Below are 14,226 nucleotides of genomic sequence, written 5' to 3'. Positions count from 1 at the left end.
TGGCGAGGGGATAAATCCCCTCGCCACAGGGGCTACCTTGCGCTTCCTTGCGCAGTGATCAAGGCGCCAACGGCAAGAACTTGCTCTGTGCCAACGGCCTGCCGATCTGCCCTCGATGTACATTCACCACTGCATAAGGGCTCTTCGCCTTGGCCAGCATCGAGTGGTAATGCTCCCGGCGTTGCTCCTTGGTTTTCAAATGCGCAACGCTATAGTCCGCTTTCGGCGTGTCGGCCGTCTCGTAATGAAAGTGCGCGTACCAGAGCGGCCAACCGTCACGGTCGTTGATGGCGTATTCCTGGAGGAAATCCTTGCGCTCTCCCTTCAAGGCCGTGCGTTCTCCGAGCCGTGCGACTTGGATCAGGTCCTTTTCGAACAGGTGCCGAAGGTTGCTGTCGGTGGGCGGTAATTTCAGGCTCAATTCGGTGCGCAGTTCACTGCCTCGGATGGTCAGGCGGGATACGGCGTTTGCAAGTTCATCGACCAATGTTTGATCCGCTGGTGTGCGCGGGTTTGTCGACGTTGTGAAGGCCCGGTCCAGTTCTTCTGAGAGTTTGCGGTAGCGATCCGCCTCATTGTTCAGGATTTCCTCGATTTCTTGAGGAAAGCGGCACTGGGGTTTATAACGCTCGGCGTTCAATAAACTGGCGTCCAATTGCTGGAGCAGCTTGCGTGCATCGCCCTTGATCGCTTTGACAGAACGGGTGCGGGGTGCAGGTGCCGGTCGTTGTACTTCGACGACATCCCAGACGTCGTCGTGTTGTGAGTACGTGGCCAGCAATTCGTTATCGACCTCAGAGCGCAACTCGACCACATCGATCGGCAGCGTGGTGCCGGCCGGTTTCAAGTCTCCGATCAAGACCCCGTGCTTGCGGGTCTTGATCACCTTTTTTTGCGGGCGTCCGCTGGACGTCCTGCTGCGTTTTGGCGGGCGTATGCGTGGTTGTGGCTCGGGTTTGACTTCTGCGGCTAATCTCTTGGAGGCGTTGTCGTACAGGCTTTCCACCAGCCTGAACAACCTGCCGAAATAGGAGGCTTCAATGTCGCTGGCACTGAGGGCTTGCATACCCTGCATGGCATCCAGGGTCGCGCCATACTGCTCGGTCAGGCTTTCCAATACCTCAAGCTGTTCCGATGGCGTCAGGTCGTAGGTCTCCAGGTCGGAGTGGGAGCGCACTTGTTCCATCAATAGTTTGATGATGTAGTGCAGGGTAAAGGGGCGGTCGGAATGGGGATCTTTGAAAACCAGTGTCGCCAATGTGGGTAACTGCTGGGTTTTGATGGCTAACGTAGTTCTTTCATCAGGCCGGTTTCTGGTCAGACGGTCGAACTCTTGCGCACCTTCGGCATCCAGGTTCAACAACGCCTCCAGGTGCTGGTCTCTAAGTTCCAGCCAGTGGATCGAGCGATCGTTGATGTTACTCAATGCATCGAGGTACTTGAAATAACCTGGAAGATCGTTGGCGACGGCGGCATCCAACAACGATACATCTCCCGCAAATTGGCTATGCGCAGCCACCAAGACCGATAAATCAAACTCGACCATCAGAAAGGCCGTACGGGCGTTGCGGACCACATTTACCATCAGGTCGCGAATAATCCCAGGTGAAAATGCCGGATCCAAGCTGGCATATTCGGTGGTTTTGCGCAGCAGCCGCAGATAGGTGTCAGTCTGCTCCTGAAGCAGTTTATAAAACTGTCCACGTTTTTCCGCGCGTTGCTCCTCGGTAAAATCACCAGCCATTGCTCTGGTCATGACTTCCTCGGCAATGTCCAGGTTTCTGACTTGATCGGCTTCCTGCGCATGGTAATTTTGCATTTCCTGGGTCAGTTCAGCCCTTCGTTGAGCCTTGAGGCGGCGCAGTTCGGCCACCCGCTTCGGGGGCATGCCCCCGCGCAGACGCAGGCGTAGATCCATGGACCAGTTGCCTCGGGTATCCGATTGCAACACCGGACCATTTTTTGCCGGGTCTCGTGGAGACTGCGGGTCGACGATCACCGTGTTGCCGCCCGGCTCCGGGCTGATCCGATACAGTTTGTCTTCCACCAGTGCGTGCCATTTGTTCTGGATCACGTACAAGCCTGTGTAGGGACCATATTTGATCGGTTCAGGCATTGAAGTAGGGCGTGGCACCTGTAGCCGCTGCAGCCGGTTACGTTGCTCCGGCGTCAGGCGCTGCCCGGTGCTGGCGAAACTGAGGTCCAGGTGCCTGCTGGCGCCCTGCAAGTGTTCGCCGGGCAAGCCCACCGGCCCTTCGAGAATCCTGGGCGGTGCCGGCGCAGGCCACTGCTCGGGAATGACGCGCGGCGCAGGGGCGCGCATCGCTTGTTCCTTGAGGGCTTCGGGCAGCGGCGCGTGAGGCGGCGCGCTGATGGCGGGAAATTGATGCGCCAGCATGCCAAGGTTGAGCAGCAGATCGACGGCGGCCAGTTCACGGGTCACCGGGTCTTCGCTGCTCAGGGCCGGAATATCCCGGCTGGCGCTGGCCATCAGGCTCCATAGCCAGGCGGCGGCCATGACCGGGCCGCGCAGCAAGGGCATCAGCAGCGTATTGAACAGCAGGCTGCCGCCTTCCAGCAGCACGGCCCAGCGGCTTTCGCTGTTGGAGACCGAGTCATGATCTGCCTGACTGACCAGGGCTTGCGCATTGCTGCCGTAGAGGTACTGCATCAACTCGCCGTTGCGCAGGAATTGCCGCAGTTCGTCGTTGACGCTGTCGATGGCGAGTGTCGCCGGAGCGGGTTTCTCCGGGACATCGAATTCGTCGCCTTGGAAAAAACGCACGATGTGCGGCTCCTGGAAGCCGCCATTGACGTAGATCGGGCGCGCGGCGTCGGACAGCCAGGTCAGGATGCTTTTCTGCAAATCCCCCGGTGCGGCGATGGCCTGTAACAGCGCTTGGCGCGTCGGGAACTCTTGCAACGAAGGCGCATAAAGCGGGCGATACAGCAAGTGTGGTCCGGTTTGGGCATCCTCCGGCTCGATAATGAACATGTTGCTCGCGATGTCGGGATGGGCCTCGGGTTTGCGCAGCAAGGCCAAGTGGCGAATGACCACCGACTGGCCGCTGAGCTGCTGGCTATTCGCGTCGGGGTTGAGGAGCGCTTCAACCAGGCCCAGGCCTTGGCGGGTTACGCCGTTTTCGTTGTTGAGCATTTGCTGGAGGGCTTCAAGCGACAGCTGTGCCGGAATCTGTTCGGCAAATATTCGCTGGCGTTCCTGGGCTTGAGGCACATCGTCCACCAGGCGTTGTTGCAAGTAGCGAGGATAGGTCGTGCCAATGTCGACCTGTTCGATCAGTCCGTTCTTGCGAGTGATGAAATCCGGCGTCAGCCAGCGGGGCAGCGTCAGGCCCAGGCGATGACTGAGGACCAGGTTTGCACTCGGTCGGGCGACGAGGTTGTGGATGGCCAGTTCGGTCAGGCTCATCTTCCGTTTCTCGATGATCCCGACGGTTGCGGGAAAACCGGCTGCCACGCTGAAGGTCAGTTCCACATCGTCGGGCTGGTATTGGCTGGCTTGAACCTTGTCCGGGGCGCTGTCGTTTGTTTGCTGCATCTGCTTGAGCAGGGCGTCGGCGGCAAAGGCCTTGATGTCCTCGGTGTCGCTGAGAAAGGTGCGACCCTGGTGGCGTTTTTTCGCGCTGGCCAGTGCCAGGCTGTAGTGCTGGAACTTCGTTTGATCGACGATGGAGGCCTGTTTCAGCCAGTCGGGCAACAGCGGCTCGATCCGTGCCGCCGTTTCGGGCGTCAGGCGCGGTGCGTCAAGCAGATAACGGGCGGGGTCGCTCAGCTCCTGGTAGAGCGTCGACAGGTCGGGCAGGCCAATTCGCGCGGGCAACTGCACTGCGTTCAGGTCGGCCAGTTGCTGCTCCAGCAGCATGGCGGCCTGGGTGTCGAAAGCATTGCCGCTGATCTCGTTGCGTTGGCAAGTCAGGGTATCGACGACGTATCGGCTGGCAATCCGCGCCCCCCAATGGCTATTGAAAGCCTCCAGGGACTCAAAGGGCTGCACGGTACCGCCCGGACTGCAAAGCAGGAAGACGGTCGCGCCATTTTTGCTATAGGTCAGGAGCATATCGCTGCCGATCAGCACGCTGCTGGAGCCGTCTCGGGTGACTTTGGTTTCCAGGCTGTAGGCGTAGACGGGGGACAGGTTGCTGCGGCGAAAGCGCTGCTCGCGGTCCGGCCAACGGACGATCTGGTCCAGGGCTTCGCGCACCGGGTCAGTGAGGTCGGGTTGTTGCAGCCTGCGGATAGACAGCGTGTTCTTGAGTGCATCGCTGAGCCAGCGCCAGCGGCTGAGGTTATTGCGCATGTCGATTCCGGCGTTCCAATAGCGGGTCAGCGCATCCTCCAGCCCGATCGGTACGGTCCAGGGCAGTTCAAGCAGCAGTTTTTCGATGACCTTGATGTCCAGCTTCCCGTCTTCGGGTGAGAGCTCGCGGGGCGGTGTGTCGGACAGAAAGCAGCGACGCCCACCGCGTTCCGTGAAATCCAGAGGGGTGCCCACGGCCAGGTAGTCGAGAACGCGGGGCATGAACGGTTGCAGCGTGAAACTACGAGAGGCGGGATCTGGTGTTGCCAATTTGGTCTTGGACAGGTCGAAGGTCAGCGTTGGGTATTTTTCCTTGATGGCTTGCTCGAGCATGCGTTGCGCGACTTCTTCGAAGGTCGGGCGGCTGGCGAATTGCAGGCTGACGCTGTGTGCCAGCGCGGGGAGCGTATTGGCCGGAGCGGGTGCGGTCATATGAAATCCCTTTCATAAGTTCATGGCCGCCGGGAATGACGACGAGGGAAGTATCGACAGCCCGCGTCTGCGAGGGCGGTAAATAGATACCACCCTGGGGAATGCGGGTTATGCCGGGCCTCGTCGGGAGGGCAGATCAGGAAGGATCGGCGCCCAGCACCAAGTTCAGCGCGCTGCGGGCATCGTCCAACTGCACCAGCGTGGCATGGCGGGCGCCGAGGGCGTCGCGGTTCTCGATGGCAGTGAGGATCGCCTTGTGCCGCGGCATCGCCAGCTCATGCAGGTTGGGCCGCTGGTTGGAGTGCTTGAGCGCTTCGGCGATGGCCACCGACAACATGTTGCACAGGTTGGCGAGCAGGTCGTTGTGGGTGGCGTCGGCGATGCGGCTGTGGAAGTCCAGGTCCGGTTGCAGCACGGCCTCGGGGGTCGGCGCCGCTTCCATGCGCTGGTAGGCCTCGCGGATGGCGGCGATGTCGGCGTCGTTGGCGAACTGTGCGGCGAGGGCGGCGGCGGCCGGCTCGATGATGCTGCGCACGCTGGTGAGCAGGTTGAAGAATTCATTCTGCGGGCTGCTCTGCATCAGCCAATGCAGTACATCCGGGTCGAGCATGTGCCATTCCCGCCGCGCCTTGACCACCGTGCCCACGCGCGGGCGCGAATACACCAGGCCCTTGGCGACCAGCACCCGCGTGGCTTCACGCAACACCGGGCGGCTGACCGCATACTCCTCGCACAACAAGGCTTCAGCGGGCAGTTTATCGTCCGGTTTGAAACGCCCGGAGACGATCTGCATGCCCAGTTCCTGGACGATGCGCGCATGCATACTCTTGCGGTCGGAGGGTTTACGGTAATCCATGGGGGGCGGTGCGATCCTGTGCGGAGGGGATGCTGCGCATGATAGCAGGCGCGGCGATGGCGGGTCGCTAGTGCGGTTCTAATGCTGACGCAGACCTACTGTGGGAGCGAGCCTGCTCGCGATGGCGGTGTGACAGCCAACTTTGATGTTGAATGTTCAACCGCTATCGCGAGCAAGCTCGCTCCCACAGGGGATCAGGTGGGGTCAATGGGAGTGGCGTGGCACCTCGGCGCCGCGGCAACCGACCAGGAAGTCGAAGTCACAGCCCTGATCCGCTTGCAGGACATGGTCGATGTACAGCTGGCGATAGCCGCCCACCAACAGTTGTTGCGGTGGCGCGATGTCGGCCAGGCGCGCGGCGAGTTCGGCGTCGCTAATGTCCAGGTGCAGGCGGCCGCTGGCGCAATCGAGCTCGATCCAGTCACCTTCCTTCACCGCTGCCAGAGGTCCGCCGGCGGCTGCTTCCGGCGCTACGTGCAGCACCACGGTGCCGTAGGCGGTGCCGCTCATGCGCGCATCGGAAATCCGCACCATGTCGGTCACGCCCTGGGCCAGCAGCTTGGCCGGCAGGCCCATGTTGCCGACTTCGGCCATGCCCGGATAACCCTTGGGCCCGCAGTTCTTCATCACCAGGATGGAGCTGGCATCCACCTCCAGCTCCGGGTCATTGATCCGCGCCTTGTACTCGTCGAAGTTCTCGAACACCACCGCGCGACCGCGATGCTGCATCAGCTCAGGCGTCGCGGCGGACGGCTTGAGCACCGCTCCCAGTGGCGCCAGGTTGCCGCGCAGCACGCAGATGCCGCCGTCGGCGCGGATCGGGTTGTCCAGGGTGCGGATGACTTCGTCCTGGCCGTAGATCGGTGCGTCCTTGGTGTTCTCGCCGATGCTCTTGCCGTTGACGGTCAAGGCATTCGGGTTGGGGAGCAGGTTCGCTTCGCCGAGACGGCGCAGCACGGCGGGCAAACCGCCGGCGTAGTAGAACTCCTCCATCAGGAAACGTCCGGACGGCTGCAGGTCGACGATGGTCGGCATGCCACGGCCGATGCGGGTCCAGTCATCCAACTCCAGTTGCACGCCGATGCGCCCGGCAATGGCCTTGAGGTGGATCACCGCGTTGGTCGAGCCGCCGATGGCGGCGTTGACGCGGATGGCGTTTTCGAAGGCTTCCTTGGTCAGGATCTTCGACAGCTTCAGGTCTTCACGAACCATTTCCACTGCGCGCATGCCGGACATGTGCGCCAGCACATAACGGCGCGCGTCCACGGCTGGAATGGCGGCGTTGTGCGGCAGGGAGGTGCCGAGGGCTTCGGCCATGCAGGCCATGGTCGAGGCGGTGCCCATGGTGTTGCAAGTGCCGGCCGAGCGGGACATGCCGCCCTCGGCCGCGAGGAAATCGTCAAGGGTGATGGTGCCGGCCTTGACCTGCTCGCTCAGTTGCCAGACTACCGTGCCCGAACCGATGTCCTGGCCCTTGTGCTTGCCGTTGAGCATCGGCCCGCCGGTCACGACGATGGCCGGTACGTCGCAACTGGCGGCGCCCATCAGCAAGGCTGGAGTGGTCTTGTCGCAACCGGTGAGCAGCACCACGCCGTCAATCGGGTTACCGCGAATCGCCTCTTCCACGTCCATGCTCGCCAGGTTGCGGGTCAGCATGGCGGTGGGGCGCAGGTTCGATTCGCCGTTGGAGAACACCGGGAATTCCACCGGGAAACCCCCAGCCTCGATCACGCCGCGCTTGACGTGCTCGGCGATCTGCCGGAAATGCGCATTGCACGGCGTCAGCTCCGACCAGGTGTTGCAGATGCCGATGATCGGCTTGCCATGGAACTGATGGTCGGCGATGCCCTGATTTTTCATCCAGCTGCGGTACATGAAGCCATTTTTGTCGGCGGTGCCAAACCATTGGGCCGAGCGCAGGGAGGGTTTCTTATCAGACATGATCGATTCTCTTATTGTATGACTATATTGTTCTAGCGTGAGGCTAACATAAGCGCAATTTGCGAGGTTTGGAAGTGTTGTTGGGTAAATAGTATTACTATATAGTCCGATTCAATGGAGGGGTTGTCCTGGCTGTCATTGGCGAGAGAAATCCCCCGAGGTTCTATAACAACAACAATCGGAGACCGGTCCCATGAGCCAGGAATTGCGGCTTATTCGTCGCATCACGCTGAAACTGATTCCCTTCCTGATCCTGCTTTACCTGATTGCCTACGTGGACCGCTCCGCCGTGGGCTTTGCCAAGCTGCACATGGGCGCTGACCTGGGCATCGGCGACGCCGCCTACGGTCTGGGGGCCGGGCTGTTTTTCATCGGTTATTTCCTGCTGGAGATCCCCAGCAACCTGATGTTGGAGCGCTTCGGTGCCCGGCGCTGGTTCGCCCGGATCATGGTCACCTGGGGCGCCATCACCATTGGCATGGCGTTCGTCCAAGGCCCGCATAGCTTCTATGTGATGCGCTTTTTGCTGGGCGCGGCCGAAGCCGGGTTCTTCCCAGGCGTGCTGTACTACATCACCCAATGGTTCCCGGTGCGCCATCGCGGCAAGATCCTCGGCCTGTTCATTCTGTCCCAGCCCATCGCGATGATGATCACCGGTCCCGTGTCTGGCGGTTTGCTGGGCATGGACGGCGTGCTGGGCCTGCACGGCTGGCAATGGTTGTTCATCGTCATCGGCCTGCCGGCGGTACTGCTGACCTGGCCGGTGCTGCGTTTCCTGCCCGACGGCCCGCAACAGGTCAAATGGATGGATCAGGCCGAGAAGGACTGGCTGACCGGTGAGTTGAAGAAAGACTTGCAGGAATACGGCCAGACCCGCCACGGCAATCCGCTGCATGCCCTGAAGGACAAACGGGTCCTGCTGCTGGCGCTGTTCTACCTGCCGGTCACCCTGAGCATCTATGGCCTGGGCCTGTGGTTGCCGACGCTGATCAAGCAGTTCGGCGGCAGCGACCTGGTGACCGGCTTCGTGTCGTCGGTGCCGTACATTTTCGGCATCATCGGCTTGCTGATCATTCCCCGCAGTTCCGACCGCTTGAACGACCGCTACGGCCATCTGGCCGTGCTCTATGTGCTGGGCGCTATGGGCCTGTTCCTCAGCGCCTGGCTGTCGGTGCCGGTGTTGCAATTGGCGGCGCTGTGCCTGGTGGCGTTCGCGCTGTTTTCCTGCACGGCGGTGTTCTGGACCTTGCCCGGGCGATTCTTTGCTGGCGCCAGTGCCGCGGCGGGCATTGCGCTGATCAACTCGGTGGGCAACCTGGGTGGTTACATCGGGCCGTTCGTGATCGGTGCGCTGAAGGAGTACACCGGCAACCTGGCGTCGGGGCTGTACTTCCTGTCGGGCGTGATGGTGTTCGGCCTGGTGTTGACCGGCGTGGTCTATCGGTTGCTGGAGCGCAAGCATGTGCTGCCGGCGGATCAGTTCGCGGCCAGCGCCCGGGGGGCTACGCGTACATAAGATTTCAGGGGTAACCCCGATCAACTGTGGGAGCGAGCTTGCTCGCGATAGCGGTCTTACATTCACCCATGATGTCGACTGTCAGACTGCAATCGCGAGCAAGCTCGCTCCCACAAGGATCAGTGTGTAATTCAAGCTATGTTGCAGGGAGAAGAATATGCGTTTAGTTCAGTTCGAATTGCCTAACGGTGAACGCCGCGTCGGTGTGGTCGAGGGCGATCAGGTGCGCGAAGTGCAGGGCGCTCGAACCGTGCGCGACCTGGCACTGGCGGCTATCGAAGCGGGCGTGAAGCTTGAGCAACAGGTCAACAGCCTGGGACTGGGGGCCGGTCATGACTACACGCAATTGCTCGAAGAGCTGCGCGTCCTGCCGCCATTGGATCACCCGGACCCGGCGCACCTGCTGGTCAGCGGCACCGGCCTGACTCACCTGGGCAGCGCCTCGGCCCGGGACAAGATGCACCAGCAGGCCGGCGACGAAAGCGCAATGACCGACACCATGCGCATCTTCAAGTGGGGCGTGGAGGGGGGCAAACCCGAGGCCGGGCAGGCCGGTGTGCAACCGGAATGGTTCTACAAGGGCGACGGCAGCATCGTTGTCCGTCCGGGCCATCCGTTCCCGCTGCCGCCGTTCGCCGAAGACGCGGGCGAGGAGCCGGAAATCAGTGGCCTGTACGTCATCGGCCACGACGGTAAGCCTTATCGCTTGGGTTTTGCCGTGGGCAACGAGTTCTCCGACCACGTGATGGAACGCAAGAATTACCTGTACCTGGCCCATTCGAAACTGCGCAGTTGCAGTTTTGGCCCGGAACTTCGCGTGGGTGATCTGCCTCAACATCTTTCCGGGACCAGTCGTATCCTGCGCAACGGCGAAGTGCTATGGCAGAACGAATTCCTCAGTGGCGAGGCGAACATGTGCCACAGCCTGGAAAACCTGGAGTTCCATCACTTCAAGTACAGTCAGTTTCTGCGCCCGGGGGATGTGCACGTTCATTTCTTTGGCACCGCGACCCTGTCGTTCGCCGACGGCATCCGCACTCAGCCGGGGGATGTGTTCGAAATCAGTCAGGCTGAGTTCGGCGCGCCTTTGGTCAACGGCATTACCCCGGTGGACGCGGTGTTCAACCCGGGTACTATCGGCACACTTTAAAGGAGACTTGCGATGAACCAGATCCTTGGCCACAACTACATCGGTGGGGCGCGCAGTGCGGCCGGCCAGACTCGCCTGCAGAGCGTCGACGCCAGCACCGGCGAAGCCTTGCCCCATGATTTCATCCAGGCCACGGCAGAAGAAGTCGACGCCGCCGCCAAGGCCGCTGCCGCTGCTTATCCGGCCTATCGCAGCCTGAGCGCGGTGCGCCGGGCCGAGTTCCTCGAAGCCATTGCCGATGAACTGGATGCCCTGGGCGATGAGTTCGTCGCCGTAGTCTGCCGTGAAACCGCATTGCCGGCGGCGCGGATCCAGGGCGAGCGCGGTCGCACCAGCGGCCAGATGCGCCTGTTCGCCAAGGTCCTGCGCCGTGGCGATTTCTACGGCGCGCGCATCGACCGGGCCTTGCCGGAACGTACGCCGTTGCCGCGCCCGGACTTGCGCCAGTACCGCATCGGCCTCGGACCGGTAGCCGTGTTCGGCGCCAGCAACTTTCCCCTGGCGTTTTCCACGGCCGGTGGCGACACCGCGTCGGCCCTGGCCGCCGGCTGCCCAGTGGTGTTCAAGGCCCACAGCGGCCACATGGCAACCGCCGAGCACGTGGCCGATGCGATCATCCGCGCGGCTGAGAAAACCGCTATGCCGGCCGGTGTGTTCAACATGATCTACGGCGGTGGTGTCGGCGAATGGCTGGTCAAGCATCCGGCGATCCAGGCCGTGGGCTTCACCGGTTCCCTCAAGGGCGGGCGCGCCTTGTGCGACATGGCCGCCGCGCGACCGCAGCCGATCCCGGTATTCGCCGAGATGTCGAGCATCAACCCGGTGATCGTCTTGCCGCAAGCGCTGGAAGCCCGTGCCGACAGCGTTGCCCGCGACTTGACCGCCTCGGTGGTGCAGGGTTGTGGCCAGTTCTGCACCAACCCCGGTTTGGTGATCGGTATCCGTTCGCCGCAGTTCACAGCGTTCACTCAACAGGTGGCTGCGTTGATCGGCGACCAGGCGCCACAAACCATGCTCAACGCCGGCACGCTGCAAAGCTACGGCAAAGGTTTGCAGAAATTGCTGGCTCACCCGGGCATCGAGCATCTGGCCGGGCGCGAGCAGCAGGGTAACCAGGCTCAGCCGCAGCTGTTCAAGGCCGATGCCAGCCTGCTGATCGACGGTGACGAGGCGCTGCAGGAAGAAGTGTTCGGCCCGACCACGGTGTTTGTCGAAGTCGCCGACCAAGCGCAACTGACCGCTGCGCTGAACGGCCTGCACGGTCAACTGACCGCGACAATGATCGGCGAGCCGGCGGATTTCGAACGGTTCAGCGAATTGACGCCGTTGCTGGAACAGAAGGTCGGTCGCATCCTGCTCAACGGTTATCCGACCGGGGTGGAAGTGTGTGATTCGATGGTGCATGGCGGGCCTTACCCGGCGACGTCCGATGCCCGTGGCACTTCGGTGGGCACTCTGGCGATCGATCGCTTCCTGCGTCCGGTGTGCTTCCAGAACTATCCCGACAGCCTGCTGCCGGAACCGCTGAAGAACGCCAACCCGTTGGGGATCCTGCGGTTGGTGGATGGGGTGCCGGGGCGCGAGGCGGTATGAGGATAGCGGTGAGGCAGCTGGATTGAGATTGACCGGGCTGCCGCCATCGCGAGCAAGCTCGCTCCCACAGGGGATCTTTAGTGAATACAAAATTTGCGTTCGCTGAAAACCCAACTGTGGGAGCGAGCTTGCTCGCGATGGCAATAGCCCAGTCAACATCGAGTCTGAAGTCATGGCCCAAGGCCCACTCCCACATTGGGTTATCATGGCAACTTTCCCAATGACCGACTGATCACCATGACTGCCGTTACCGACACCCTGCTGCACGCCCTCGAATCCTGCGACATGCTGATCATTGACGGGCTGTACGCATTCGATTTTTCCCTGGATGAGCAAGATCAACTGCACGTCGAGTGCATGAATGGGCGCACCCTCGAGCACTGGCGTTTCACGCCGACGCAGATGCAGGCCGCGACGTTCGACAAAGCCTCCAAGCACTGGATCATCACCAGCGATTCGGGTGATCACCACCTGGAGTGCGTGGAAGCGACCAGAGGCCACGACGATGATGAGGACGAGGAACATGAAGATGCGTAGTCTCTGGCCGCTGTTGATGGCCGGCAGCTTGGGCGCCATGGGCGTTCAGGCCGATACCAACGAGCGTCATCAACTGCTGGTGGGTTCCTACACCGCCGGCCAGAGCCAGGGCATCTACCGCTTGCAATTCGACAGCCGCACCGGCCAGCTCGATGCCAAGCCGTTGCAAGTGATCAAGACTGACAACCCGTCGTGGCTGACCCTTTCCAAGGACATGACTCGACTGTTCGTGGTCAACGAAAACGGGCCGGGCCAGAAAGACCCGGTGGGCAAGGTCAGCAGCTACGCTATCGACCCGAAAACCCATGAACTGAGCCTGATCAATCAGGTGCAGTCCCTGGGCAACGAGCCGACCCATTCCAGTCTCAGCGGTGATGGCCGGCACTTGCTGGTCAGCAACTACTCGGTGGTGGAAGACCCGGGCGGTACCCTGGCGATGTTGCCGGTGGCCGCCGACGGCAAGTTGTCGCCCCCGGTGCAGTTGAGCAGTCATCAGCCGAGCCGGGTCAATCCCGAGCGGCAGATGTCGGCCCATGTGCATGCCGCCGTGTCCTCGCCCGATGGCAAATATGTGTTCGCCAACGACCTGGGGGCGGATAAGGTGTTCATCTACCGCTACGACCCCAAGGCCAACCCTGAGCTGCCGCTGACCGCCGCCGACCCGGCCTTCGTGCAGTTGCCGCCCGGCAGCGGCCCGCGTCATCTGCTGTTCAGCGCCGATGGCAAGCACGCCTGGTTGACGATGGAGATGAGCGCGCAAGTGGCCGTATTCGATTATCAGGATGGACGCTTGACCCAGCGCCAACTGGTGGACCTGGCGGCTGGCAAGCCTCAACCGGGCAGGGCGGCGGCTGCACTGCATGCCTCGAAGGACGGCAAGTACCTGTACGTCAGCAATCGCGGTACCACCAACGAAGTGCTGGTGTTCGCCATCGACCCGGCAGCGGGCACGCTGAAGGAGCTTCAGCGCCGTTCCGTAGAAGGTGACCATCCGCGCGAGTTCAGCCTCGACCCGAGTGGCAAATTCCTGCTGATCGCCAACCAGAAGAGCAATCAGATCGTGGTGCTCGAGCGCGACCCCAAGACCGGTCTGCTGGGTAAAACTGTGCAGAAAGTGGCGATGGATGCGCCGAGCGATTTGAAGTTCATCGTCCGTCAATAGACCGCAGGCCCCGTTTTTCGGGGCCTTCGTGGTTGTATCAACGAGACTGATATTCGCTAGTACTACAAAGCATTTCAAGGCAGGACGCCTCGGCGCGTAAGTTTGCTTCACGGCCCAACCGGGCAAGTCAGCCAACTGAATCCGAGGTCTACCGCCATGAATCTGAATCTCTTCTCCGTGATCGCTGCTTCCGCTATCTCTGCCACCGTGGCGCTGCCCGCCAGTGCCAGTGTCGAGATCAGCGACAAAAGAAACCGCACCCAGAGCTACACCGAGAAATACCTGCAACAAAGCGCCAACTTCTACGCGGCGCTGGACCACAAGTCTCAACACTGAAATCTCGCGCAACGACCGAAGCCTGCGATCTTTTCATCTTCACTGAAGCTGGGTGAAAGAGAAAAGATCGCAGGCTTCGCCGTTTCTGGAGAAATCCTGCTGTAATATCACTTAGCCATGTGTTTAAATTTGACGCTGATAAATTGACTCCTTTGCCGATTAAGGATCGACACCATGGCGATGCGTCTGGCGGTGATGCTGCTGTTTCTCTATTCCACTCCGATTGTTTCAGCCGCTCAGCCGGATTCCGGCGAGTTGGAAGCGGCTCGTGAGCGATTGTTGAGCTTGCTCAGCGACTGATCGGACCAGATCAACTCGTTCCCACGCTCTGCGTGGGAAAGCATCCGGTGACGCTTTGCGTCACACCAGAAGCGTCCCTGGCGAC

The 14,226-nt window shown here is 61.3% G+C and carries 10 protein-coding genes; 7 read left to right on the top strand and 3 right to left on the bottom strand.

Annotation, left to right across the window (positions count from 1 at the left end):
- Nucleotides 1-58: 58 nt before the first annotated feature.
- The 3 genes from SGN16_RS16755 to SGN16_RS16745 form a co-directional block, all read right to left on the bottom strand.
- Nucleotides 59-4,750 carry a DUF6543 domain-containing protein gene (locus SGN16_RS16755; RefSeq protein ID WP_335945773.1) on the bottom strand — a complete coding sequence of 1,564 codons (4,692 nt, stop codon included), beginning with the start codon at nucleotides 4,748-4,750 and terminating at the stop codon, nucleotides 59-61.
- A gap of 136 nt (nucleotides 4,751-4,886) precedes the next feature.
- The gene (locus SGN16_RS16750) at nucleotides 4,887-5,606 is read right to left on the bottom strand and encodes a FadR/GntR family transcriptional regulator (protein ID WP_335945772.1); all 720 of its coding nucleotides are present in this window, start codon (nucleotides 5,604-5,606) and stop codon (nucleotides 4,887-4,889) included.
- Between the two features lie 204 nt (nucleotides 5,607-5,810).
- Entirely contained in the window at nucleotides 5,811-7,547 is a 1,737-nt protein-coding gene (locus SGN16_RS16745; protein ID WP_210639130.1) for an IlvD/Edd family dehydratase, read from the bottom strand.
- Between the two features lie 193 nt (nucleotides 7,548-7,740).
- Here SGN16_RS16745 and SGN16_RS16740 point away from each other — a divergent pair, with 193 nt between their 5' ends.
- The 7 genes from SGN16_RS16740 to SGN16_RS16710 all read left to right on the top strand — a co-directional run bounded on the left by SGN16_RS16740 (nucleotide 7,741) and on the right by SGN16_RS16710 (nucleotide 14,141).
- Entirely contained in the window at nucleotides 7,741-9,063 is a 1,323-nt protein-coding gene (locus SGN16_RS16740; protein ID WP_335945771.1) for an MFS transporter, read from the top strand.
- Nucleotides 9,064-9,220: 157 nt separating this feature from the next.
- Nucleotides 9,221-10,213 carry an AraD1 family protein gene (araD1, locus tag SGN16_RS16735; RefSeq protein WP_335945770.1) on the top strand — a complete coding sequence of 331 codons (993 nt, stop codon included), beginning with the start codon at nucleotides 9,221-9,223 and terminating at the stop codon, nucleotides 10,211-10,213.
- A gap of 12 nt (nucleotides 10,214-10,225) precedes the next feature.
- Nucleotides 10,226-11,806 (top strand): aldehyde dehydrogenase (NADP(+)), encoded by a 1,581-nt coding sequence (locus tag SGN16_RS16730; RefSeq protein ID WP_210639128.1) that lies wholly within the window; start codon nucleotides 10,226-10,228, stop codon nucleotides 11,804-11,806.
- A gap of 237 nt (nucleotides 11,807-12,043) precedes the next feature.
- A complete protein-coding gene (locus SGN16_RS16725; RefSeq protein WP_335945769.1) occupies nucleotides 12,044-12,343 on the top strand; it encodes a DUF5629 family protein in 300 nt (99 codons plus the stop codon).
- Nucleotides 12,330-13,505, top strand: coding sequence for a lactonase family protein (locus SGN16_RS16720; protein ID WP_335945768.1), 1,176 nt, complete (start codon nucleotides 12,330-12,332; stop codon nucleotides 13,503-13,505). The genes SGN16_RS16725 and SGN16_RS16720 overlap by 14 nt, the downstream gene beginning before the upstream one ends.
- Nucleotides 13,506-13,661: 156 nt before the next feature.
- Nucleotides 13,662-13,841 carry a hypothetical protein gene (locus tag SGN16_RS16715; RefSeq protein WP_210639125.1) on the top strand — a complete coding sequence of 60 codons (180 nt, stop codon included), beginning with the start codon at nucleotides 13,662-13,664 and terminating at the stop codon, nucleotides 13,839-13,841.
- A 174-nt stretch (nucleotides 13,842-14,015) separates the two neighbouring features.
- A complete protein-coding gene (locus SGN16_RS16710; RefSeq protein WP_003202672.1) occupies nucleotides 14,016-14,141 on the top strand; it encodes a hypothetical protein in 126 nt (41 codons plus the stop codon).
- Nucleotides 14,142-14,226 lie beyond the last annotated feature (85 nt).

Origin of the sequence: Pseudomonas sp. G166, from assembly GCF_037027455.2 — a bacterium.
Lineage (GTDB): Bacteria > Pseudomonadota > Gammaproteobacteria > Pseudomonadales > Pseudomonadaceae > Aquipseudomonas.
This window is presented reverse-complemented; position numbering and strand designations above follow the sequence as displayed.

Coding starts and splice junctions, on each gene's coding strand:
- SGN16_RS16710 (WP_003202672.1), top strand. CDS start 14,016: ATGGCGATGCGTCTGGCGGTGATGCTGCTGTTTCTCTATTCCACTCCG.
- SGN16_RS16730 (WP_210639128.1), top strand. CDS start 10,226: ATGAACCAGATCCTTGGCCACAACTACATCGGTGGGGCGCGCAGTGCG.
- SGN16_RS16720 (WP_335945768.1), top strand. CDS start 12,330: ATGAAGATGCGTAGTCTCTGGCCGCTGTTGATGGCCGGCAGCTTGGGC.
- SGN16_RS16715 (WP_210639125.1), top strand. CDS start 13,662: ATGAATCTGAATCTCTTCTCCGTGATCGCTGCTTCCGCTATCTCTGCC.
- SGN16_RS16755 (WP_335945773.1), bottom strand. CDS start 4,750: ATGACCGCACCCGCTCCGGCCAATACGCTCCCCGCGCTGGCACACAGC.
- SGN16_RS16750 (WP_335945772.1), bottom strand. CDS start 5,606: ATGGATTACCGTAAACCCTCCGACCGCAAGAGTATGCATGCGCGCATC.
- SGN16_RS16745 (WP_210639130.1), bottom strand. CDS start 7,547: ATGTCTGATAAGAAACCCTCCCTGCGCTCGGCCCAATGGTTTGGCACC.
- SGN16_RS16725 (WP_335945769.1), top strand. CDS start 12,044: ATGACTGCCGTTACCGACACCCTGCTGCACGCCCTCGAATCCTGCGAC.
- araD1 (WP_335945770.1), top strand. CDS start 9,221: ATGCGTTTAGTTCAGTTCGAATTGCCTAACGGTGAACGCCGCGTCGGT.
- SGN16_RS16740 (WP_335945771.1), top strand. CDS start 7,741: ATGAGCCAGGAATTGCGGCTTATTCGTCGCATCACGCTGAAACTGATT.